This is a genomic window from Paraburkholderia sp. MM5496-R1 (genome assembly GCF_050436205.1).
GTDB lineage: Bacteria > Pseudomonadota > Gammaproteobacteria > Burkholderiales > Burkholderiaceae > Paraburkholderia > Paraburkholderia tuberum.
In genome coordinates this window covers 1,614,272-1,634,973 of sequence record NZ_JBNDLT010000002.1, presented here as the reverse complement: position 1 = coordinate 1,634,973, position 20,702 = coordinate 1,614,272, and the positions used below count along the sequence as shown (strand labels likewise).

Sequence of the window (20,702 nt, the reverse complement as noted above, 5' to 3'; positions counted from 1 at the left end):
GCGTGCTCCCGTTGTTCACATTCCGAATTCTCCTGGCAGCCCAAAAATGAGGCAGAATCCAACCGTGCGACCCGCTGCGCGACGCAGTCCGCCGTGTTCGCTTAATCGTTCCGCTTTGGCGTTCCAGGGCCCCGCGTCGCCATCCGCCACGCACAGCGTTTGTGTCCTAGCGTTGTCGTTTTCCTGATCGACGTTTGCGCATCCTGCCCGTATCACGTGCGAGATGCCTCTCAACCGCCCGCCCAGAGCCTAGCAATGACGACCCAGCAACCGACCATCATCTACACCCTCACCGACGAGGCGCCGCTGCTTGCGACGGCCGCGTTCCTGCCGATCATCCGGACCTTCACCAGGCCGGCCGGCATCGAGGTCGAGACCAGCGACATCTCGGTCGCGGGCCGCATCCTCGGTGAGTTTCCCGAGTTTCTGACCGAAGCGCAGCGGGTGCCCGACAACCTCGCGGAACTCGGTCGCCTGACCTCGTTACCCGACACCAACATCATCAAGCTGCCCAACATCAGCGCATCGGTGCCGCAACTGACGAGCGCGATCAGGGAACTGCAGGCGAAGGGCTACAAGGTGCCCGACTATCCGGAAGATCCGAAGACCGACGAACAGAAGGCGATCCGTCAGCGCTACTCGAAGTGTCTCGGCAGCGCGGTGAACCCGGTGCTGCGCGAGGGCAACTCGGACCGTCGCGCGCCGGCCGCGGTGAAGAACTACGCCCGCAAGCATCCGCACAGCATGGCCGAATGGAGCATGGCGTCGCGCACGCACGTCGCGCACATGCGGCACGGCGACTTCTATCACGGCGAAAAATCGATGACGCTCGATCGCGCGCGCGACGTGAAGATGGAACTCGTCACGAAAAACGGCAAGACGATCGTGCTGAAGCCGAAGGTCGCGCTGCAGGACGGCGAGATCATCGACAGCATGTTCATGAGCAGGAAGGCGCTGCTAGCGTTCTATGAAGACCAGATGGAAGATGCGCGCAAGACCGGCATGATGCTGTCGCTGCACGTGAAGGCGACGATGATGAAGATCTCGCACCCGATCGTCTTCGGCCACGCGGTGAAGGTGTTCTACAAGGACGCGTTCGCGAAGCACGGCAAGCTGTTCGAGGAACTTGGCGTGAACGTCAACAACGGCCTCGTCAATCTGTACGAGAAGCTCGAGACGCTGCCGGAATCGCAGCGCGAGGAGGTGATCCGCGACCTGCACGCATGCCACGAACATCGTCCGGAACTGGCGATGGTCGATTCGGCGAAGGGCATCTCGAACCTGCACGCGCCGAACGACGTGATCGTCGATGCGTCGATGCCGGCGATGATTCGCCTCGGCGGCAAGATGTGGGGCGCCGACGGCCGTCCGAAAGACACCAAGGCGGTGATCCCGGAGAGCACGTTCGCGCGCATCTACCAGGAGATCATCAACTTCTGCAAGACCAACGGCGCGTTCGATCCGGTCACGATGGGCACCGTGCCCAACGTCGGCCTGATGGCGCAGAAGGCGGAAGAATACGGCTCGCACGACAAGACCTTCGAAGTGCCGGAAGACGGCGAGGCGCGCATCGTCGATCTAGCCAGCGGCGAGGTGCTGCTCACGCAGAACGTCGAGCAGGGCGACATCTGGCGCATGTGCGAGGTGAAGGACGCGGCGATCCGCGATTGGGTCAAGCTCGCGGTCACGCGCGTGCGCAATTCCGGCATGCCCGCGGTGTTCTGGCTCGACCCGTATCGCCCGCACGAAGCGGAGCTGATCAGGAAGGTCGAGGCCTACCTGAAGGATTACGACACCACCGGCCTCGACATCCAGATCATGTCGCAGGTGCGCGCGATGCGTTACACGCTCGAGCGCGTCGTGCGCGGGCTCGATACGATCTCGGTCACCGGCAACATCCTGCGCGATTATCTGACCGACCTGTTCCCGATCATGGAGCTGGGCACGAGCGCGAAGATGCTGTCGATCGTGCCGTTGATGGCGGGCGGCGGCATGTACGAGACCGGCGCGGGTGGTTCGGCGCCGAAGCATGTGAAGCAGCTCGTCGAAGAGAACCATCTGCGTTGGGACTCGCTCGGCGAGTTCCTCGCGCTCGCGGCGTCGCTCGAAGAACTGGGCATCAAGACCGGCAACAACCGGGCGAAGATCCTCGCGAAGACGCTCGACACCGCAACCGGCAAGCTGCTCGACAACAATCGCAGCCCGAGCCCGAAGACGGGCGAGCTCGACAATCGCGGCAGCCAGTTCTATCTGGCGATGTACTGGGCGCAGGAGCTGGCCGCGCAAACGGACGACGCCGCGCTCGCCGCGCAGTTCGCGCCGCTCGCGACGCAGCTGACCGCCAACGAGCAGGTGATCGTGGCGGAGCTCGCGTCGGTGCAGGGCGCGCCGGCGGACATCGGCGGCTATTACAAGCCGGACTTCAACAAGCTCGAAGAGGTGATGCGGCCGAGCCGCACGCTGAACGAGGCGCTCGGGGCGGTACGCGTCGAATGACGTGATGCGTGAAGTGAGGTGATGTGAAGACGAGCCGCCGGCGGGCGGCTCGTAGCAGGGAAGGGCGGCCAATGCTACCGGCGAACGCGTTCAATACTGCACGACGATCGCGACCCGCCGGTTGGCCGCTCTTGCCGCCGCGTCATTGCCGGCGACCAGCGGAAAATTGTCCGCCCGTCCGATCGCGGCCAGCCGATGCGGCTCGATCCCGCGCTCGACCAGATACCTGACCACGGCGCCCGCGCGAGCCGACGACAGCTCCCAGTTGGACGCATACTTCGCGGTCGAAATCGGCACACTGTCGGTATGCCCCTCGACGAGCACATTCCCCGTCGCATCCTTTTGCAGTCCCTGCGCGATCGGGTTGAGTACATCGAACGAATCGACGACCTTCATGTCGTCGCAGCGAGTGGAAAGTTCGACCTTGCCTTCCGTGATCAGAAAGACCACGGGCTCACCCGAGTAGCCCTCGGAATAGATGATCTCGCCGGGCGCTGCACCAGGAGGAAATGCGCTGCAAGCTGCGGCTGGTGACGGAAAACGGCGATAAAGCGCCACGTGAATCGTTTGCGCGTGGCGTAATGGCGCAGGTTGGTCGCGACCCAGCGGCCGCAAAAGTGAGTTCGTTGAAAGCCGTTTGTGAGCGGTTGATTTGAATGAGCGAACCGCAGCGAATGCTATGCTCTCGTTCGACCAAAAATATTGCGCCTGTCGCGCGACATCCCTACATGACGAATCTGATCAAGCGCGCTTCGGCCGAGGCGCGCGCTTTCCGTAACCGCGACGCCCAAGCCATCGGCGGTAAACAGCAAATGGCCCACAAAAAGGCGCCCAAATCCACGCGCAACGCGGGCGGCACCGTCGAGCACGACGCACACGACGCGCCGCAAATCGAAGCGCCGCAAATCGAAGCGCCGCGCAAGCCGCGCTTCGCACCGGTGACGTTCTCCGAAGAGGGCGGCGTGCGCTACCTGCATTTCGGCACGGAATGGGTGCAAGGCGCGATGCGTCTGCGCAAGCCCGATCACATCGAACTCGAATACGCGCAGCAGATGATGGCCTGGCTGCTATTCCTCGAAACGCCGAAGCGCATCGTGCAGCTCGGGCTCGGCGCCGCGTCGCTGACCAAGTTCGCGCACCGCTTCCTGAAGAGCGCGAAGGTCGAGGCCGTCGAACTGAATCCGGCGGTCGTCGTGGCCGCGCGCACGATGTTCGAACTGCCGCCCGACGACGCGCGTCTGAGCGTGCATGAAAGCGACGCGTGGGACTTCGTCAACGAGAGCGCGAACCACGGCACCATCGGCGCGCTGCAGATCGACGTCTACGACGCGACCGCGCGCGGCCCAGTACTCGACAGCGTCGGCTTTTACCGTGCGGCACGTGCGTGTCTGACCGACGCGGGCATCGTCACGGTGAATCTGTTCGGCGATCATCCGAGCTTCGTGCGCAACATGAAGCGTCTGAACGAAGCCTTCGACGGTCGCGTCGTCGCGCTGCCCGAAGTGCACGACGGCAACCGTATCGCGATCGCGTTCTCGGGCCCCGCGCTCGACGTGCCGTTCACCGCGCTAGAGGCGCGCGCGAAGCTGATCGAAGCCGAGCTCGGCTTGCCGGCGCGCAAATGGATCAAGGGCCTGCGCGAATCGACGGGGCAGACGGGCGCATCGTTTGCGATCTGATCAGCGCACGGAGAATGAAGCGGCCGTACCGGCGTAGCGGTCGGCACGGCCGCTTTGCTTCCGGTATTTTTTTCACGTCTACGCCGCAACGTCATCCAGCCTGCATCGTTGGCGCTTCCGTCGCGTTGTTGGACGCCGACGCGCCTCGGGTCGTCCCTGCTTGACCGGGAGTTCGCCACTCCTATACTCTTTCGAAGCTTTCGGGGAGCCCGTGGCTGAGCGCGGGACGACCACCCGCAGAGTCCCACCTCCCGTCGACCGCGGGCAGATAAATTCTAAATAGGAAACAGGAGACGTCATGGCTCACGACCCCGACGTGAAGAAAGCCAGCAAGCACTGGCTCTGGCTATTGCTGCTACCGTGGATCGCGATGATCTGGGTGCCGTCCTACAACCGGATCGAGCCGCAGCTGTTCGATTTCCCGTTCTTCTACTGGTATCAGCTGCTGTGGGTGCTGATCAGCGCGGTCATCACCGCGTTCGTCTATTCGAAGACCAGGTCCCGCTATACGGGTCGCACGAACGGGGGCGCGCAACGATGAACCCCATTGCAACTTTCGTCTTCGTTCTGTTTTTCATCGGCGTCACGATTCTCGGCTTCGTCGCGGCCCACTGGCGGCGCGGCGATCTCGCGCATATCGAAGAGTGGGGTCTGGGCGGGCGGCGCTTCGGCACGATCGTCACGTGGTTCCTGCTCGGCGGCGACCTGTACACCGCCTACACGTTCATCGCGGTGCCGGCGCTCGTGTTCGGTGCGGGCGCAACGGGCTTCTTCGCGCTGCCGTACACGATCCTGATCTATCCGTTCGCGTTCGTCGTGTTCCCGAAGCTGTGGAGCGTCGCGAAGCGGCACGGCTACGTGACCTCGGCGGACTTCGTGTCGGCCCGCTACGGCAGCCGCATGCTCGCGCTCGCGGTCGCGGTGACCGGCATCGTCGCGACGATGCCGTACATCGCGCTGCAACTGGTCGGTATCGAAGTGGTGATCGGCGCGCTCGGTTTCGACACGACCGGCTTCGTCGGCGATCTGCCGCTGATCATCGCATTCGCGATCCTCGCGGCCTACACGTACACGTCGGGCCTGCGCGCGCCGGCCATGATCGCGGTCGTCAAGGACATCCTGATCTACGTGACGATCTTCGCCGCGATCATCGTGATTCCGCCGCAGCTGGGCGGCTTCGGCCATATCTTCGGCGCGGTCCCGCCGGCCAAGCTGCTGCTGAAGTCGCCGGACGTGTCGAGCCTGAACGGCTATAGCGCGTACGCGACGCTCGCGGTGGGTTCGGCGCTCGCGCTGTTCCTGTATCCGCACTCGATCACCGCGGTGCTGTCGTCGAAGTCGGGCAACACGATCCGCCGCAACATGGCGTTGCTGCCGGCGTATTCGCTGGTGCTCGGCCTGCTCGCGCTGCTCGGCTTCATGGCGCTCGCGGCAGGCGTGAAGGACATGCCGGAGTTCGCGCCGTACTTCAAGGCCTTCGGCCCGAACTTCGCGGTGCCGGCGCTGTTCCTGCACTTCTTCCCGTCGTGGTTCGTCGGCGTCGCGTTCGCGGCGATCGGTATCGGCGCGCTGGTGCCGGCGGCGATCATGTCGATCGCGGCGGCGAATCTGTACACGCGCAACGTGCACAAGGAGTTCGTCAACCGCAACATGACGCACGAGCAGGAGACCAACGTCGCGAAGCTGGTGTCGCTGATCGTCAAGGTCGGCGCGGTGGCGTTCATTCTCGGTCTGCCGCTCACGTACGCGATCCAGTTGCAACTGCTCGGCGGGATCTGGATCATCCAGACGCTGCCGGCGATCGTGCTGGGTCTCTACACGCGCGTGCTCGACTACCGGGGTCTGTTGCTCGGCTGGGCGGCAGGTATCGCGACCGGCACGTGGATGGCGATTTCGTTGAACCTCGCGAGCTCGATCTTCACGATCCATCTGTTCGGCATGGCGATTCCGGGCTATGCGGCGGTGTGGTCGCTGGTCGTGAACCTCGTGGTGTCGGTCGTCGTGAGCCTGGTCGTGCGCGCGGTGGGCATGCAGCGCGCCGAGGACCGTACGCGTCCGGAGGACTACCTGGACATCGTCGAAGGCTGATTCCAGCTGCAAATCACGTTCTGAAACACGCAACGCCCGCCGACGGAAGTTGGCGGGCGTTTGTGTTTGCGGGGCACTCCAGGGCAGGATAGCGGAACCGTCCTTTCACGCGTTCGCCGCGCGCCGCCATGGCTGCTGCCGATACTCCCACTTTGATTTCCCGCCGCGCGGCGCTCAGCCGGATGGTGCGCGCGGTCACGTCGCCGTACTACCGCTACCGGCACGCCAAGGTGCTGCATAGCCTGCGCGTCGGCCTCGCGATGCTGGTGTCGATTCTCGCGACGACCGGCATCGATATTCCGCACGGCATCTGGTCGTCGGTAACGCTGCTGGTCGTGATCGGCGGCTTGCAGCATCACGGCAATATCCGCAAGAAAGCGGCCGAACGCGCGGCCGGTACGCTGCTCGGCGCATCGATCGGGCTCCTGCTGATCGTGCAACAGCACTTCATCGGTTCGCTGCCGCTCACCTATGTGCTGGAGGCGATCATCGCGTCGATCTGCGCGTGGTTCGCGATTGGCTCGTCCGGCTATATCGGGCTCCTGACCGCCATCACGATGTGCATCGTCGCGGGCCACGGCGACAATCTGATCGACGTCGGCCTGTGGCGCACGCTGAACGTGCTGATCGGTATCGTCATCGCGCTGGCGTTTTCGTTCGCGTTTCCGCTGCACGCGACGTATTCGTGGCGCTATGGCCTCGCCGCCAATCTGCGCGAATGCGCGGGCATCTACGCGCGGCTGCTCGACGGCGAAACGATCACCGAGGAGGAGCAGATCAAGCGCTTCCTGCGGATCAACAAGCGGCTCGTGCAACTGCGCTCGCTGATGCCGTCGGTCGCGAAGGAAATCGACGTGCCGCAGTCGAGGCTCGAGGAGATCCAGCGGCTGCATCGTTCGGTGCTCAGCTCGCTGGAACTGCTTGCCACGGGGCCGCTGATGAACGCCGATGCCGCCGCGCGCACCGCCTATGCAGCGCATTGCGGCGCCGAGGTGCGCGCCGTGCGGGCGATCCTGTTGTCCACCGCGCGCGGGCTGCGTTTCGGCCGTCCGTCGCGCTTTGGCATTCCGGTCGCGGCGCCGCTCGCGAAGGGGCGCGGCGACGTGGCCACCGCGTTGCCGCCCGACTGGCAAGGGCCGTACTGGCTCGGTCAGCGGCTCGCGGAGCAGGTAGACCGGTTGCGCGCGCTATTGCTGGAGACCGAGCCGAACTGGAACATCGAGCGGCACGAGCGGGCGACGCGTGGCAGGTAGGTGCTAGCGCTGGCCTGCCCCTAAGCCTCAAACCTGCGGCGGCAGCGTGACCATCCACGTCATGCCGAAGCGGTCCACCACCATTCCGAAGCCCTTGCTCCAGAACGTTTGCTGGAACGGCATCACGACCTGGCCGCCATCGGCGAGCGCGTTGAAGCATTTTTCCGCCGACGCGCCGTCATCGACGGTCAGCGACAGACTGAAGCCATTGAACGGGCCGGCCGCCGGATCGCAGTTGCCGTCGGAAGCCATCCACGTGCTCGAGCCCAACTGCACGCTCGCGTGCATGATCTTGTCGGCGAGTTCGGGGCGTGGCGGATTGTGCGCGTCCGGCGGCGCTTCCTTGAACAGCATCTTGAAGGTCACCTGGGCGCCGAGCTTGTCGGTGTAGTAATCGAGCGCTTCCTGGCAACGGCCGTTGAAGAACACATAGGGCTGAACGTACATGATCGTCTCCATGGTCAGGCGTTGGGCGGGCGCCGTCGTTCCTCGCCAGCGGCGGCGGGGAGGGGCGTGGAGTCGATTGTAGTCGGTGGCGGCGCGTCGATCGTGACGCTATGTCGCCGGTGGCGACGCAGCGTAAACGGGAAGCGGCGCTGAACCGTGAGGTCCAGCGCCGCCTGTCATGGATGGGACTCGCGCGGAGCCGCGCGGCGAGCGTGAGCGCCACTCAGCCAGCCACGCCCGCCGCCTCCGGCGCCTCAGCGCATCGTGTCGATCAGCTTTTCCAGCTTCACCGCGTCCGCGGCGAACGTGCGGATGCCTTCGGAGAGCTTCTCGGTCGCCATCGCTTCGTCGTTGAGGAGGAAGCGGAACGACTTCTCGTCGACCGGCACGCGCTCGATGTCCGCGTCGTGCGATGTCTCCGGCGACAGCTTGCGTTCGACCTTGTCGGTGCTCTCGTGCAGTTTCTGCAGCAGGTCGGGGCTGATCGTCAACAGATCGCAGCCGGCCAGTTCCAGAATCTGCGAGGTCGTGCGAAAGCTCGCGCCCATCACCTCGGTCTTGTAGCCGAACTTCTTGTAGTACGCGTAGATGTGGCGCACCGACTTGACGCCCGGATCGTTGGCGCCGCCGTCTTTCGCTTCGTCCCACGCGCTGCCGGCGTTCTTCTTGTACCAGTCGTAGATGCGGCCGACGAACGGCGAGATCAGCTGCGCGCCAGCTTCCGCGGCGGCGGCGGCCTGCACGAGCGAGAACAGCAGCGTCATGTTGCAGTGGATGCCTTCCTTCTGCAGCACCTCGGCCGCGCGCACGCCTTCCCACGTCGACGCGAGCTTGATCAGCACGCGGTCGCGCTCGATGCCGTGTTCCTTGTACAGCGCGATCAGCTCGCGGCCTTTCGCGATCGAGCCTTCGACGTCGAACGACAGGCGCGCGTCGACTTCGGTCGACACCCGCCCCGGGATGATCTTCAGGATTTCGGTGCCGAAGGCGATCAGCAACTGGTCGATGATCGCGCCGGGCGGCTTCGACGCATGCGCCTTCACGGTCTTTTCGAGCAGCGGCCGGTAGTCGTCTTTCTGCACGGCCTTCAGAATCAGCGACGGATTGGTGGTCGCATCGCGCGGCTTGTACTGCGCGAGCTGCTGGAAGTCGCCGGTGTCGGCCACCACGGTGGTGTATTGCTTGAGTTGGTCGAGTGCGGTTGTCATGTTCGGGCCTTCAGGGCGCGTGGGCGCCATGGTTCAGGAGAAATGAGGACGCCGCCGCGCCGGCAGGAGGAATCAGCCGGCGCCGGCGGCCGCGGGTCAAGCCGCAGCGCGTCCCACGATGGCTTGGGAAACGCTGCCGGATACATCTATTCTATGGCGGATCGCCGAGGACGGTATGAACACCGCGTATGGACAGCCGGGCGTGGCGATCCGTTCACACGCGGCGCGCGTTCAGCACGACTTGCGTCACCACGCCCGCGACGAGCCCCCAGAACGCCGAGCCGATCGACAGCAGCGTGAGTCCCGAGGCGGTCACCATGAACGTGACGAGCGCCGCCTCGCGCTGCCTCGTATCCTGCATCGCGTTGGCGAGCCCGCTCATGATCGAGCCGAACAGCGCGAGGGCCGCGACCGACACGACCAACTCCTTCGGGAACGCCGCGAACAGCGCGGCGATCGTCGCGCCGAACACGCCCGCGAGCAGATAGAAAATGCCGCCCCATACGGCCGCTGTGTAGCGCCTGGCGGAGTTTTCGTGCGCTTCAGGGCCGGTGCAGATCGCCGCCGTGATCGCGGCAAGATTGATGCCGTGAGAACCGAACGGCGCGAGTAGCAGCGACGCGACGCCGGTCGTCGCGATCAGCGGCGCGGACGGGGTGGTATAGCCGTCGGCGCGCAGCACCGCGATGCCCGGCACGTTCTGCGAGGCCATCGCGACCACGAACAGCGGAATGCCGATGCTCACGCAAGCCGCCACCGAAAACGACGGCATCGTCAGCACCGGGTGCGCGAGCGCGACGTGAAAGTGGCTGAAGTCGAGCAGCCCGAGGCCGCCGGCGGCTGCGGTGCCTGCCACGAGCGTGGTCGGAATCGCATAACGCGGCACGAACCGTTTGACGATCAGGTAGGTAAAGAACATCGTCAGCACGAGCGCGGTCTGGTACTGCGCGGCACGGAAAATCTCGATGCCGATCTCGAACAGGATGCCCGCGAGCAGCGCTGCCGCAAGGCCGGACGGAATCCGCTTCATCAGCGCGTCGAACCAGCCGGTGACGCCGACCAGCGTCAGCAGCGCCGCGCAGAAGATGAATGCGCCGATCGCCTGCGCATACTCGACATGCGGCAGCGACGACACCAGCAGCGCCGCGCCCGGCGTCGACCACGCGATCACGATCGGCGCACGAAAGCGCAGCGACAGGCCGATCGTGCACAGGCCCATGCCGATCGACAGCGCCCAGATCCACGACGAAATCTGCGCGTCGCTCAGATGCGCGGCCTGGCCCGCCTGAAACATCAGCACGAGCGAGCTCGTGTAACCGGTCATCGCCGCGACGAAGCCCGCGACGATCGTCGACAGCGACGTATCGGCGAGCGGATTGAAGCGCCTGGGCAACGTGGCGGCGGGGGACAGTTGGGGCGACGGGGACGAACTCATGCGAAGGCTTTCTTGTTGTGGAAGTTGAAGCGTCGGGACGTGGATTCTGGAATGGCGGGCGTTACTTGGGCGGGCGTTACTTGCTCAGCACCCGCATGGCCGTCTCGAGGCCCGCGAGCGTCAGCGGATACATGCGGTGGCCCAGCACTTCGCGGATCGCGCTGACCGACTGCCGGTACGGCCACAGCGCTTCCGGCTCCGGGTTCAGCCACGCGAAGTGCGGGAAGTGATCGGCGAGCCGGCGCAACCACACCGCGCCGGCCTCGGCGTTGTTGTACTCGACCGAGCCGCCGGGCTGCAACACTTCGTACGGGCTCATCGTCGCGTCGCCGACGAAGATCAGCTTGTAGTCGGGCGTGAACTTGTGCAGCACGTCCCACGTCGGTGTGCGCTCGGCGTGGCGGCGGCGGTTGTGCTTCCACAGGAAGTCGTACACGCAGTTGTGGAAGTAGTAGAACTCGAGGTGCTTGAACTCGGCCTTCGCGGCGGAGAACAGCTCCTCGGTGCGCTTCACGTGATCGTCCATCGAGCCGCCGACGTCGAGCAGCATCAGCACCTTCACGTTGTTGTGCCGCTCCGGCACCATCTTCAGATCGAGCCAGCCGGCGTTCGCGGCGGTGCTGCGGATCGTGTCGGGCAGGTCGAGTTCTTCCGCGGCGCCTTCGCGGGCGAACCGGCGCAACCGTCGCAGCGCGACCTTGATGTTGCGCGTGCCGATTTCGACCTGGTCGTCGTAGTCGCGATACGCGCGCGCTTCCCATACCTTGACGGCCGTGCGATTGCCGGCCGCGTCGCCGCCGATGCGCACGCCTTCGGGGTTATAGCCGCCGTGACCGAACGGCGACGTGCCGCCCGTCCCGATCCACTTGTTGCCGCCCTCGTGGCGCTCTTTCTGCTCGTCGAACAGTTCCTTCAGGCGCTCCATCAGCTTGTCGATGCCGCCCATCGCCTCGATCTGCGCCTTTTCCTCGGGCGATAGATCGCGTTGCAGCTTCTTCTTCAGCCAGTCGGGCGGAATCTCGAACGCGAGCTCCGAGGTCGCCGCGACACCGTTGAAAAAGGCGCCGAACGCCTGGTCGAACTTGTCGAAGTACTGCTCGTCCTTCACGAGCGTGATGCGCGAGAGGTAGTAGAACTCGTCGAGCGACGGCGCGATCACGTTGGCCTTCAGCGCTTCGAGCAGCGTCAGGTATTCCTTCACCGAGACCGGCAGGCGGGCGGCGCGCAGCGAGTAGAAAAAGTCGATCAGCATGCTGGATGTCCTGCGGCGCGGCGCCCGCTCAACGGTTGTTGCGGTTCATGAACAGCAGCCGCTCGAACAGGCTCACGTCCTGTTCGTTCTTCAGCAGCGCGCCGTGCAGGGGCGGCACGATCTGCTTCTGATCGGCCGAGCGCAGTGCTTCGGGCGGAATGTCTTCGGCGAGCAGCAGCTTGAGCCAGTCGAGCAGTTCGGAGGTGGACGGCTTCTTCTTCAGCCCCGCGACGTTGCGCAGCTCGAAGAAGCTCTGCAGCGCCGCGGCGAGCAGATCCTTCTTGATGCCGGGGTAATGCACGTCGACGATCTGCTGCATCGTCGTCGCATCCGGAAACCTGATGTAGTGGAAGAAGCAGCGGCGCAGGAACGCGTCGGGCAACTCCTTCTCGTTGTTCGACGTAATGATCACGAGCGGGCGATGTCTGGCGCGCACCAGCTCGCGCGTCTCGTACACGTAGAACTCCATGCGGTCGAGTTCGCGCAGCAGGTCGTTCGGGAATTCGATGTCGGCCTTGTCGATCTCGTCGATCAGCAGCACGCTCTGCTCGTCCGATTCGAACGCCTGCCACAGCACGCCCTTGACGATGTAGTTGCGGATGTCCTTCACGCGCTCGTCGCCGAGCTGCGAATCGCGCAGACGCGACACCGCGTCGTATTCGTACAGCCCCTGCTGTGCCTTGGTGGTCGACTTGATGTGCCATTGCAAGAGCGGCATGCCGAGCGCGGCGGCGACTTCCTCGGCAAGCATGGTCTTGCCGGTGCCGGGTTCGCCCTTGATCAACAGCGGGCGCTTGAGCGTCATCGCGGCGTTGACCGCGAGCTTGAGGTCGTCGGTGGCGACGTACTGCGATGAGCCTTCGAAACGCATGACGAGATGCTCTTGTGCGGGAAAAAACCCAGTATAAGTCAGAAGGCCTGTCGGCCTGAAACCGGCTCACGTATGGTGTCAGCCGCGCAGTGACGCGGCGGCGGTGCCGCTGTGGCGTCGTTGCGAAGCCGCTGCGGTCATGGCGTGGCGCCCGTCCCGGCGGGCGTTGCGCGGCCCCCGTGTCTGGTGGACGTTCGGCGCGGCGGCGCGGTACAATGAGCCCGATTTTTTTGGCCTGCGTGGCTACCCTACAAGAAGAACGGCGCGGACCGCTGCCTTTGTGGGCACCCGTTTCCCCTCAAGCCAGGTTACATCTATGAATAAATTCGTCGGCAAACACGTCGTGATCGCAGCGCTGTCGGTGCTCGCGGGGTATGCGGCCAATGCGCAGGCAGCGGATGTCGTAGGCAATGCCAAGGCGGGCCAGGACAAGGTCGCGATGTGTAGCGGCTGCCACGGCATCCCCGAATACCGCACGGCTTATCCAGAGGTTTTCCGCGTGCCGAAGCTTGGTGGCCAGAATCAGGCGTACCTCGAAAACGCGCTGCGCGCCTACAAGAAGGGCGACCGCCATTTCGCCACGATGCATGCGATCGCGGTGACGCTGTCGGATCAGGACATTGCCGATGTCGCCGCGTACTACGCAGCGCAAACTGCCGCTTCGAAAAACAATCCCGACAAGTGATCGGCGTCGGTCACCAGCACATCCAATTCGCGGGATAGGAGATTTCATGATCAAGCCCCAACAGGCACTCCACACGGTATTCAAGGCGGTCGGCGCGGCGGCGGTCATCGGTCTGGCCGCAGCGAACGCAGCGCACGCTGCCGACGCCGGCAACGGTAAGGTGCTCGCCGCCAGCCACAACTGCGCGGCCTGCCACGGTCCCAACCTGAACAAGCCGGTGAGCCCGGAGTATCCGAAGCTGGCCGGTCAGTACGCCGACTACGTCTTCTGGGCGCTGCGTCAGTACCAGATGGGTACTGCCAATCCACACCTCGGCCGCAACAACGCGATCATGCAGGCACAGGTGCAGAGCCTGTCGCTAAGTGACATGAAGGACATCGCCGCTTACATCGAATCGCTAAAAGGCGACCTCGTGCAGAAAAAGTAAGCGTCGGGCGCCGGTTTCGCGCCGAAGCTTCAAAAGCAAAACACCCCGCCTTGGCGGGGTGTTTTGCTTTGAGGGCGTCGTACCTCGACATGCTGGCGTCGTGCCGCGCCGGCGTTTCCAGTCGCCTCAGTCGCGCGTCGCGCGCCGTTCGATGCGCTGCAGATACGCGTCCGTGTCCGGCGGCGTGCCGGTGCGCTGCGCTTCCCAGATGGTTTCGCCGAGGCAGTCCATGATCGCGTGCTGCGCCTCGTGCGTCGAGCCGAGGCGCGCGGCGAGCCGCTCATGCGCGGCTCGAATGCCGGGCGGCTGATCGATCGACAACTGCTCGGAGATCGCCAGGTGCATCGACAGGTGCAGGAACGGATTGGTCAGGCCGCGCTCCGGCGAATAGTCCTGCGCCTGGGCGGCGGGACCATCGGCGAGATCGGCGTGATATTCGGGATGCTCGACGATCCAGTCGGCGGCGATCGCCTCGAGCGGCGTCAAAATCTCGCCCTGGCGCTGTTTGCGCCAGGTGTCGGTGAAAAAGAGGCGAACTTCGTCGCGGCTGGGATTGAACATCGTGGAACCGGTGCGTGGGAGTGGGGCGCGGAGCGCGACGGTGCGGGTCCGCAGTGCGCGCTGCGCGTAAGGCACTATTTTACGCGGCGGCCGCGTGGGCTGCAGGCGCGCTGCACGGCCTCGGGTTTCGAGCTGGGCCGGCCTTATAGATCGGGTGGCGGGGTCTTCGGCCGGAACTCGCACAGCGGCTCGATCGCGCAATGCCAGCATTCGGGGCGGCGCGCCTTGCACACGTAGCGTCCATGCAGAATCAGCCAGTGGTGCGCATCCTGCCTGAATTCGGCGGGCGTGAATTTTTCGAGTGCCGCTTCGACCGCGCGCACGTCCTTGCCGGGCGCGAGGCCGGTGCGGTTGGCGACGCGGAAAATGTGCGTGTCGACCGCGATGGTCGGATGGCCGAATGCGGTGTTCAGGATCACGTTGGCCGTTTTGCGGCCGACACCGGGCAGCCCTTCGAGTGCCTCGCGATCCTCCGGCACCTCGCCGCCATACCGGTCGAGCAGAATGCGGCAGGTCGCGATCACGTTCTTCGCCTTCGTGCGATACAGACCGATCGTCTTGATATAGCTCGCGACACCTTCCTCGCCGAGGTCGAACACCTTCTGCGGCGTGTTCGCGACCGGAAACATCCTGCGCATCGCCTTGTTGACCGACACGTCGGTCGCCTGCGCCGACAACAGCACCGCGATCAGCAGTTCGAACGGCGTCGTGTACTCGAGCTCGGTGGTCGGATGCGGATTGAGGCTCTGAAGCGTTTCGTAGATCGCGCGGCGTTTGTTCGTGTTCATGCGGAGCGGGTCCGTGTGAGTGGGCCTGGTTGCGTCGGCGTGGTCAGCGCGCGGTTGGCGGTGAGTTGGACGGTGGATTGGACTCGTTTGACTCCTTTGACTCGTCGGACTGCTGTTCCGAGCCGGGCGTGTCGCCACCGCTGGCAAGACCGAGACGGCGGCGGCGCGCTTCGGCGGCGTCGATCTGTGCCTGCACGTCGGCGCTGACGTTCTCGGTGTTCAGCGGTCCCTCGCCTTTCGCGGCCAAGTCTTCCTTCTTCTTGCGCGCGCGTTCGAGCGCGGCCTGGATGATCGCGCGTTTCTTCGCTTCCGCGTCGTCCGCAATCGGGGCGGCGGGAGCCTCGGACGGCACTGTCGCGCCGCTTGCAGCAACCGCGTCCGGCGCAGCCGGCGGCGCGCTTGCGGCTCGCCGCGCCGCAGCGCGCGCTTCGGCGGCGTCGCGCTCGCGCGCGAGACGGGTCTCGTGGCGGTTATGACGCGCCCGCGCCGCGTCCGCGTGGCTTTGGCTCCATGCATCCCAGCCGGTGGCCTCGCCGGTCACGGGGAGCATCGTGATGCAGTCGACCGGGCAGGGCGGCACGCACAGGTCGCAGCCGGTGCATAGCTCGGCGACCACGGTGTGCATCTGTTTCGGTGCGCCAACTATCGCGTCGACCGGACACGCCTGCATGCACAGCGTGCAGCCGATGCACACCTGTTCGTCGATAACCGCCAACGGACGCGGACGTTCGACGCCATTGGCCGAATTGAGCGGAATCACCGGTTTGCCGAGCAGCGCGGCGAGGCGCGCGATGCCCTCGGCGCCGCCGGGCGGGCACTGGTTATAGTTCGCCTCGCCATTGGCGACGGCTTCGGCATACGGACGGCATGCGGGATAACCGCACTTCGTGCATTGCGTTTGGGGCAGCAGATCTTCGATGCGATCCGCGAGTGTTTTGACGTCTGTCACGGTTGCGGCGCGGGGGTTTGCCGTGCGATCGCACGACCTGAACTAAATAGCACATTATCGCCGATTTCCCGGATTGCCATTCGCAATCCATGTGCCATAATCGAAGCGCTTCATTCGAAAGACCGCAGAAAAGGGTGTGTTTCCCAACCATGACGCGCCCGCTAAACGCCGCCACAAAAAGGCTCGAGGAGAGGCCGGCGGCGCAATCCGGAGAACGCGGCTCACGAAGACGATGCCACCATGAATCAGCCGAAAATCAAAAGAGATCCTGAAGGCACGAGGCGCCGCATCTTGCTCGCGGCGGCGGAAGAGTTTGCAAATGGAGGGCTGTTCGGCGCGCGGGTCGATCAGATCGCTCGCCGCGCGGAAACCAATGAACGAATGCTCTATTACTACTTCGGTAGCAAGGAGCAGCTATTCACCGCGGTACTCGAGCACGCGTTCAGCGCGCTCAACGAAGCGGAACGCACGCTCGAACTCAACGGAATCGCGCCGGTCGAGGCGGTTACGCGCCTCGCGCATTTCGTGTGGGACTACTACCGCGATCATCCCGAGTTGTTGAGGCTCATCAACAACGAGAATCTGCATGAAGCACGCTATATGCAGAAGTCCACGCGCATACGCGAAATGATCTCGCCGATCGTCGCCACGCTCGGCGGCATTCTCGAACGTGGGCAGCGCGCGGGACTGTTTCGCACGAACATCGACCCGCTGCGCTTTTACGTGACGCTCTCGGGCATGGGCTACTACATCGTGTCGAACCGTTTCACGCTCGAGGCGACGCTCGGCCGCGATTTCAGCAGCGCCGCCGAACGCAGCGAGGTGATTCAGATGAATACCGAACTGCTGCTCGCGTATTTGTTGAGAAAGTAACGGGCAGTGCCGCGGTGATCATGGCCGTGGCAAAAAATCAGTATCACGAACAAAGCGCGATAAAAAAGCCAACGGCCTCGAACGGGACCGTTGGCTTTTTATATGCTAGTGCAAGTTTGATGCTCAGGCTTCGACTTTTTCTTTCGCCGTTTTTGCTGCCTTGTTGTGCTCGAGAATGAAGTCGCGCAATTGCGGGTAAATGATCGTGCGCCAGCGGCGGCCCGAGAAAATGCCGTAGTGGCCGCATTTCTCCGCAGTGAAGTGACGCTTGTTCTTCGCCGGAATGCCGCTGCACAAGTCGTGCGCCGCGTAAGTCTGGCCGTCGCCCGAAATGTCGTCGAGTTCACCTTCGATCGTAAACAGCGCGGTCGTCGTGATGTCCTGCGGCCGCACCGGTTCGCCGTTGACGACCCACGTGCCCTCGGCAAGACGGAACTCCTGGAACACGACGCGGATCGTGTCGAGGTAATAATCGGCATCCATGTCGAGCACCGCGTTGTACTCGTCGTAGAAGCGGCGGTGCGCTTCAGCGTCGTCCTCGTCGCCGCGCAGCAGGCTCTGGTAGAAATCCCAGTGCGACGCCGCGTGACGCTCCGGATTCATCGCGACGAAACCGGTGTGCTGCAGGAAGCCGGGATAGACCTTGCGGCCCGCGCCGGGATAGTTCGGCGGCACCGTGAAGATCACGTTGTTCTCGAACCACTCGTACGAGTGCTGCGTGGCCAGCGAATTGACCGAGGTCGGGCTCTTTCGTGCGTCGATCGGGCCACCCATCATGGTCATCGTGCGCGGCGTGTCCTCGCCGCGGCTCGCCATCAGCGAAATGGCGGCGAGCACCGGCACGGTCGGCTGGCACACCGAGATCACGTGCAGATTCTTCGCGCCGATATGGCGAATGAATTCCTGGATATACGCGATGTAGTCGTTCAGACCGAACCAGCCGGCTTCTAGCGGCACCATGCGCGCGTCGAGCCAGTCGGTGATGTAGACCTTGTGGTCTTGCAGCAACGTGCGCACGGTATCGCGTAGCAGTGTGGCGTGGTGTCCTGACAACGGTGCGCAGACGAGCACGACCGGTTCGTCTTTCAATTGGCTGACAGCTTCGCTGTCGTCCGCGAAGCGCTTGAAGCGCATCAGACGGCAGAACGGCTTTTCGATGAACGTCTGCTCGACGATCGGAATGTTATGGCCGTCTTTGACAATCTGGTGAATATTGAACTCGGGCTTTTCGTAGTCCTTGCCGAGCCGGTAAAGCAGTTCGTAGCCGGCGGAAAGGCGCGTGGCGCCCGGAACATACGCTAGCGGACTGGCCGGATTCGCAAATGATTTCGATGCGGCCTGAGCCCAGGCGGTGAGGGGGCTCAACATCGCCCGCTGGAATTCATGAAATTGATAGAGCATGTTTGCTCCGTTTTAAGCGGTTCGCATGGGGCTTCGCAAACACGCGTGAGGCGTTGCGGCGGGCCATTGTGGTTGTAGGCACATTATTGTCGGCCGACAGTCAGATCGATAATATCGAATAAGGTAAATTTGTGCAATGCAACAATATTCGCATTCAGTGTACGCAAATTGTCACTGCGTCATGCTAATGGCGATGCTGCTCCGCCGCTATCAGGGCTTGCCTGAACCTCAAGCTCCATCGCGCGCGCCGGATGGCCGGTCGCCTGCGCCATCTCCTGCTCGTGCTTCATCAGGTTCAGTCCGGTGTTCACGAGCGCCACGTGGGAGAACGCCTGCGGAAAATTGCCGACGAGACGTTTATCGACCGGGTCGTACTCCTCGGACAGCAGGCCGACGTCGTTGCACAGCGCGAGCAGCCGCTCGTACATCTCGGTTGCTTCCTGCACGCGTCCCTGTAGAGCAAGGTTATCCACCATCCAGAACGAACACGCAAGAAAGGTGCCTTCTCCCGGTGGCAAGCCGTCGTCGTATTCCGTGGTGCGGTAGCGCAGCACGAAGCCGCCGTGCATCAGGTTCCGCTCGATCGCCTCGACCGTGCCCTTGATGCGCGGATCCTGCGGCGGCAGGAAGGCGACCAGCGGCATCAGCAGCACGCTCGCGTCGAGCTGATCGCTGCCGTAGTACTGCGAGAACGCGTTGAGCTGCGGATTCCACGCCTTCTCGCAGACCTCGGCGTGGATCGTGTCACGCGTCGCGCGCCATTCGTCGAGGGGGCCGTCGAGCTTGAACATTTCGGCCGAGCGGATCGCGCGGTCGAACGCGACCCACGCCATCACCTTCGAGAACGTGAAATGCTCGGGGCCGCCGCGCGTCTCCCAGATGCCTTCGTCGGGTTCGCGCCAGATCGTGCTCAGGTGCTCGAGCAGCGCGCGCTGCACGCTCCACGCGGTGACGTCCGCCTGCAGGCCGCCGACGCGCGCCAGATGCAGCGCGTTCATCACCTCGCCGTAGACGTCGAGCTGACGCTGCCCGACCGCATTGTTGCCGATGCGCACCGGTTTCGCGCCCTCGTAGCCGGGCAGCCAGTCGATTTCGGATTCGGGCAGGCGCCGCTCACCGCCGATGCCGTACATGATCTGCAACTGGTCCGGCGCGCCCGCCATCACGCGGCCGAGCCAGCTGCGCCAGGCGCGCGCTTCGTCGTAGTAGCCGCCGCGCATCATCGCAAGCAGCGTGATGGTCGCGTCGCGCAGCCAGCAGTAGCGGTAGTCCCAGTTGCGCGTGCCGCCGAGCCGCTCGGGCAGCGACGTGGTGGGCGCCGCGACGATGCCGCCGGTCGGCTCGTAGGCGAGCGCGCGCAGCGTGATCAGCGAGCGGCGGATCGGCCCGGCCCAGCGTCCTTCGACGGTGCCGCGCGCCGCCCATTCGAGCCAGTGGTTCTCGGTGCGCGCGAGCGACGTGTGCGGATCGCGCGCGGGCGGAATGCGCAGATGCGACGCCGCGTACGCGAGCGAGAACGGCACGCGCTCGCCCTCGGTTACCGTGAATTCCGCGACGGTCTTCATGTCTTCGCCGTGCAGTTCGACCGGCGTGCGCAGCACCGCGTTGTCGGGGCCGACGATCGCCTTGATGCCGCTGTCGTGCTTGAGCTTGTCGACCCACGGAATCGAGAAACCGTAGTCGAAGCGCAGCACGAGTTCCATCTTCATGCGCACGGTGCCGCGTTTGCCGACGACGATGCGGATCAGCTCCGACCAGCCGTTGCCGGGCGGCATGAAATCGATCAGCGTGACGGCGCCCTCGGGCGTTTCGAAGTCGGTTTCGAGGATCAGCGTTTCGCCGCGATAGCGCCGCGTGATGGTCGGCGCACCGTGCTCGCCCTCGGTGACGGGGGCGATCAGCCAACGGCCGTTGTCGGGCGAGCCGAGCAGCGCGGCGAAGCAGGCGCCCGAGTCGAAGCGCGGCCAGCAGAGCCAGTCGACGGAACCCTCGCGGGAGATGAGCGCGGCGGTATGGCCGTCGCCGATGAGTGCGTAGTCTTCGATGTGTGCAGGCATGGAAAGCGTGTCGGAAAACGAGTCGTTATTACGGACGGCCACAGCAGCCGCGCTTCGAGTGGGCGTTATTACCGGACCACGATCGGCAGTGTTTGGTTCACCGCACAGTGCGGCAAAACGCGGGTTGGAAAATTGTCAAATCCATGCATACAATTAAATTTCATGCCGATGTTCGGCGACCTGCCGGACTGCGAATCGGCCTTGCTCATGGCGGTTGCAGACGCCGTTTCCG

The 20,702-nt window shown here is 64.2% G+C and carries 19 protein-coding genes and 1 pseudogene; 9 read left to right on the top strand and 11 right to left on the bottom strand.

What is annotated here, in order from left to right; translation table 11 throughout:
• The first annotated feature begins 255 nt into the window (after positions 1-255).
• Positions 256-2,496: an NADP-dependent isocitrate dehydrogenase gene (locus OKW38_RS14455; RefSeq protein WP_187611030.1), complete on the top strand. Its 2,241-nt coding sequence runs from the start codon at positions 256-258 to the stop codon at positions 2,494-2,496.
• A gap of 90 nt (positions 2,497-2,586) precedes the next feature.
• Here the strand turns inward: OKW38_RS14455 and OKW38_RS14450 are convergent.
• A pseudogene (locus OKW38_RS14450) lies at positions 2,587-2,880 on the bottom strand (OmpA/MotB family protein); the annotation flags it as partial.
• Between the two features lie 125 nt (positions 2,881-3,005).
• On the opposite strand from OKW38_RS14450, the gene OKW38_RS14445 reads away from it, so the two are divergent.
• The 5 genes from OKW38_RS14445 to OKW38_RS14425 all read left to right on the top strand — a co-directional run bounded on the left by OKW38_RS14445 (position 3,006) and on the right by OKW38_RS14425 (position 7,516).
• A complete protein-coding gene (locus OKW38_RS14445) occupies positions 3,006-3,152 on the top strand; it encodes a hypothetical protein (protein WP_429335984.1) in 147 nt (48 codons plus the stop codon).
• 72 nt (positions 3,153-3,224) lie between these two features.
• On the top strand, positions 3,225-4,175 hold the full coding sequence (locus tag OKW38_RS14440) for a spermidine synthase (RefSeq protein WP_429362015.1): 951 nt from the start codon (positions 3,225-3,227) through the stop codon (positions 4,173-4,175).
• Between the two features lie 298 nt (positions 4,176-4,473).
• The gene (locus OKW38_RS14435; RefSeq protein ID WP_090803628.1) at positions 4,474-4,716 is read left to right on the top strand and encodes a DUF3311 domain-containing protein; all 243 of its coding nucleotides are present in this window, start codon (positions 4,474-4,476) and stop codon (positions 4,714-4,716) included.
• The gene (gene mctP, locus OKW38_RS14430) at positions 4,713-6,263 is read left to right on the top strand and encodes a monocarboxylate uptake permease MctP (RefSeq protein ID WP_429335987.1); all 1,551 of its coding nucleotides are present in this window, start codon (positions 4,713-4,715) and stop codon (positions 6,261-6,263) included. Before OKW38_RS14435 ends, mctP begins: the two co-directional genes overlap by 4 nt.
• A 128-nt stretch (positions 6,264-6,391) precedes the next feature.
• Complete coding sequence (locus OKW38_RS14425) at positions 6,392-7,516, top strand: FUSC family protein (protein WP_429362013.1); 1,125 nt, start codon at positions 6,392-6,394, stop codon at positions 7,514-7,516.
• A gap of 27 nt (positions 7,517-7,543) precedes the next feature.
• Here OKW38_RS14425 and OKW38_RS14420 read toward each other — a convergent pair whose 3' ends face one another.
• From OKW38_RS14420 to OKW38_RS14400, 5 genes are all read right to left on the bottom strand, one after another.
• A complete protein-coding gene (locus OKW38_RS14420; protein ID WP_429362012.1) occupies positions 7,544-7,963 on the bottom strand; it encodes a VOC family protein in 420 nt (139 codons plus the stop codon).
• Positions 7,964-8,217: 254 nt separating this feature from the next.
• Positions 8,218-9,171, bottom strand: a complete 954-nt coding sequence (gene tal / locus OKW38_RS14415; protein WP_090805643.1) for a transaldolase — start codon at positions 9,169-9,171, stop codon at positions 8,218-8,220.
• A gap of 214 nt (positions 9,172-9,385) precedes the next feature.
• Entirely contained in the window at positions 9,386-10,606 is a 1,221-nt protein-coding gene (locus OKW38_RS14410; RefSeq protein WP_429362010.1) for a benzoate/H(+) symporter BenE family transporter, read from the bottom strand.
• A gap of 76 nt (positions 10,607-10,682) precedes the next feature.
• A complete protein-coding gene (locus OKW38_RS14405; RefSeq protein ID WP_018419886.1) occupies positions 10,683-11,858 on the bottom strand; it encodes a vWA domain-containing protein in 1,176 nt (391 codons plus the stop codon).
• Positions 11,859-11,886: 28 nt separating this feature from the next.
• Positions 11,887-12,729 (bottom strand): AAA family ATPase, encoded by an 843-nt coding sequence (locus OKW38_RS14400; RefSeq protein WP_090803635.1) that lies wholly within the window; start codon positions 12,727-12,729, stop codon positions 11,887-11,889.
• Between the two features lie 316 nt (positions 12,730-13,045).
• Between OKW38_RS14400 and OKW38_RS14395 the strand changes: the two genes are divergently transcribed.
• A complete protein-coding gene (locus tag OKW38_RS14395) occupies positions 13,046-13,414 on the top strand; it encodes a c-type cytochrome (RefSeq protein ID WP_090803639.1) in 369 nt (122 codons plus the stop codon).
• A 46-nt stretch (positions 13,415-13,460) separates the two neighbouring features.
• Positions 13,461-13,841: a c-type cytochrome gene (locus OKW38_RS14390; RefSeq protein ID WP_429335989.1), complete on the top strand. Its 381-nt coding sequence runs from the start codon at positions 13,461-13,463 to the stop codon at positions 13,839-13,841.
• Positions 13,842-13,967: 126 nt separating this feature from the next.
• Here OKW38_RS14390 and OKW38_RS14385 read toward each other — a convergent pair whose 3' ends face one another.
• The 3 genes from OKW38_RS14385 to rsxB all read right to left on the bottom strand — a co-directional run bounded on the left by OKW38_RS14385 (position 13,968) and on the right by rsxB (position 16,139).
• Positions 13,968-14,402, bottom strand: coding sequence for a DUF1841 family protein (locus OKW38_RS14385; protein ID WP_429362008.1), 435 nt, complete (start codon positions 14,400-14,402; stop codon positions 13,968-13,970).
• A 143-nt stretch (positions 14,403-14,545) separates the two neighbouring features.
• The gene (nth, locus tag OKW38_RS14380; RefSeq protein WP_429362007.1) at positions 14,546-15,190 is read right to left on the bottom strand and encodes an endonuclease III; all 645 of its coding nucleotides are present in this window, start codon (positions 15,188-15,190) and stop codon (positions 14,546-14,548) included.
• A gap of 43 nt (positions 15,191-15,233) precedes the next feature.
• Positions 15,234-16,139 carry an electron transport complex subunit RsxB gene (gene rsxB, locus OKW38_RS14375; RefSeq protein WP_429335990.1) on the bottom strand — a complete coding sequence of 302 codons (906 nt, stop codon included), beginning with the start codon at positions 16,137-16,139 and terminating at the stop codon, positions 15,234-15,236.
• A gap of 240 nt (positions 16,140-16,379) precedes the next feature.
• On the opposite strand from rsxB, the gene OKW38_RS14370 reads away from it, so the two are divergent.
• On the top strand, positions 16,380-17,012 hold the full coding sequence (locus tag OKW38_RS14370; protein ID WP_013088849.1) for a TetR family transcriptional regulator: 633 nt from the start codon (positions 16,380-16,382) through the stop codon (positions 17,010-17,012).
• A 123-nt stretch (positions 17,013-17,135) separates the two neighbouring features.
• On the opposite strand, the gene OKW38_RS14365 is transcribed toward OKW38_RS14370, so the two are convergent.
• Together OKW38_RS14365 and OKW38_RS14360 are read right to left on the bottom strand one after the other, a co-directional pair.
• Positions 17,136-18,413 (bottom strand): polyhydroxyalkanoate depolymerase, encoded by a 1,278-nt coding sequence (locus OKW38_RS14365; RefSeq protein WP_090803645.1) that lies wholly within the window; start codon positions 18,411-18,413, stop codon positions 17,136-17,138.
• Between the two features lie 179 nt (positions 18,414-18,592).
• On the bottom strand, positions 18,593-20,470 hold the full coding sequence (locus tag OKW38_RS14360; protein ID WP_429362005.1) for a glycoside hydrolase family 15 protein: 1,878 nt from the start codon (positions 20,468-20,470) through the stop codon (positions 18,593-18,595).
• Positions 20,471-20,702 lie beyond the last annotated feature (232 nt).

Coding starts and splice junctions, on each gene's coding strand:
- OKW38_RS14455 (WP_187611030.1), top strand. CDS start 256: ATGACGACCCAGCAACCGACCATCATCTACACCCTCACCGACGAGGCG.
- OKW38_RS14445 (WP_429335984.1), top strand. CDS start 3,006: ATGCGCTGCAAGCTGCGGCTGGTGACGGAAAACGGCGATAAAGCGCCA.
- OKW38_RS14440 (WP_429362015.1), top strand. CDS start 3,225: ATGACGAATCTGATCAAGCGCGCTTCGGCCGAGGCGCGCGCTTTCCGT.
- OKW38_RS14435 (WP_090803628.1), top strand. CDS start 4,474: ATGGCTCACGACCCCGACGTGAAGAAAGCCAGCAAGCACTGGCTCTGG.
- mctP (WP_429335987.1), top strand. CDS start 4,713: ATGAACCCCATTGCAACTTTCGTCTTCGTTCTGTTTTTCATCGGCGTC.
- OKW38_RS14425 (WP_429362013.1), top strand. CDS start 6,392: ATGGCTGCTGCCGATACTCCCACTTTGATTTCCCGCCGCGCGGCGCTC.
- OKW38_RS14420 (WP_429362012.1), bottom strand. CDS start 7,963: ATGTACGTTCAGCCCTATGTGTTCTTCAACGGCCGTTGCCAGGAAGCG.
- tal (WP_090805643.1), bottom strand. CDS start 9,171: ATGACAACCGCACTCGACCAACTCAAGCAATACACCACCGTGGTGGCC.
- OKW38_RS14410 (WP_429362010.1), bottom strand. CDS start 10,606: ATGAGTTCGTCCCCGTCGCCCCAACTGTCCCCCGCCGCCACGTTGCCC.
- OKW38_RS14405 (WP_018419886.1), bottom strand. CDS start 11,858: ATGCTGATCGACTTTTTCTACTCGCTGCGCGCCGCCCGCCTGCCGGTC.
- OKW38_RS14400 (WP_090803635.1), bottom strand. CDS start 12,729: ATGCGTTTCGAAGGCTCATCGCAGTACGTCGCCACCGACGACCTCAAG.
- OKW38_RS14395 (WP_090803639.1), top strand. CDS start 13,046: ATGAATAAATTCGTCGGCAAACACGTCGTGATCGCAGCGCTGTCGGTG.
- OKW38_RS14390 (WP_429335989.1), top strand. CDS start 13,461: ATGATCAAGCCCCAACAGGCACTCCACACGGTATTCAAGGCGGTCGGC.
- OKW38_RS14385 (WP_429362008.1), bottom strand. CDS start 14,402: ATGTTCAATCCCAGCCGCGACGAAGTTCGCCTCTTTTTCACCGACACC.
- nth (WP_429362007.1), bottom strand. CDS start 15,190: ATGAACACGAACAAACGCCGCGCGATCTACGAAACGCTTCAGAGCCTC.
- OKW38_RS14370 (WP_013088849.1), top strand. CDS start 16,380: ATGAATCAGCCGAAAATCAAAAGAGATCCTGAAGGCACGAGGCGCCGC.
- OKW38_RS14365 (WP_090803645.1), bottom strand. CDS start 18,413: ATGCTCTATCAATTTCATGAATTCCAGCGGGCGATGTTGAGCCCCCTC.
- OKW38_RS14360 (WP_429362005.1), bottom strand. CDS start 20,470: ATGCCTGCACACATCGAAGACTACGCACTCATCGGCGACGGCCATACC.